We start from the raw sequence: 790 nt of genomic DNA, 5'->3' as shown, positions 1-790 counted from the left end.
GCTCGCATCGAATGAAATCGAGACTGGTGAGTCGGTGGAGGTCACAGCGACGATTCTGAATGACGGTGACGTCACCACTAACAGGACGGTCAACCTCACCAAAGATGGCTCCGTAATTGATACGAAAGAAGTGACCAACCTTGATCCTGGAAACGAGACGACGGTTGCTTTCCTGCCAACGTTCAACCAAGCGGGCACGTACAACCTCTCTGTTGGATCTCAGGCTGTCTCGCTGACTGTCGTTGAACCGACGACGACATCTGAGCCTGTGACCACGACGGCGACGCCCGAAGAGACCGAAACTCAAGCACCTGGTTTCGGCATCCCTGTCGCGCTTGTCGCCTTGCTTGCACTCGTGGGTCTCGCTCGGCGTCGGACTGAGTAACGAAACCTAAGTATCACGCCACTCGTTTTCCCCCGAATTTCTCTCTAGAATCAATACCACCTACACTTAATGTGAACGCTGGTGAGGTTCGCCTCAGAGAACGCTAATGGGGTACCGTCGTACACTTTCGTTTGGGTGGGAGAGACGAGATACGCTTGCCGTACTCGTCATCGCACTCACCGTCTCATTTCTTGTCGGTACCGCACTCCTCGGAGTTGCACTTGGAACCCAGACCACATCGATTTCTGAAGAATTTGGGACAGGGTACGGTATCGAACACACCAATACTGGCGTCGGTGAAAGACAGTCTCCTGATGGTTCGATCCATCTTGCACTCGTCCACGGGAGTCTTAACGGCGAGTCTGTGACGATCATCGGGATTCCTCAACTAGCTCCTGATCTCAC

1 protein-coding gene and 1 pseudogene are annotated in these 790 nt (G+C 53.5%); both read left to right on the top strand.

The features are described from left to right. Nucleotides 1-385 (top strand): PGF-CTERM sorting domain-containing protein (locus AUR66_RS18715; RefSeq protein WP_157533248.1); only part of this gene is annotated, 385 nt, incomplete at its 5' end. 106 nt (nt 386-491) lie between these two features. Continuing rightward, nucleotides 492-790: pseudogene (locus tag AUR66_RS23015) on the top strand (ABC transporter permease); the annotation flags it as partial.

The sequence above is a fragment of the Haloferax profundi genome (assembly GCF_001469865.1).
GTDB classification, from domain to species: domain Archaea; phylum Halobacteriota; class Halobacteria; order Halobacteriales; family Haloferacaceae; genus Haloferax; species Haloferax profundi.
Note: the sequence above shows the minus strand (reverse complement) of the source record. Positions and strands in the feature narration are given on the sequence as shown.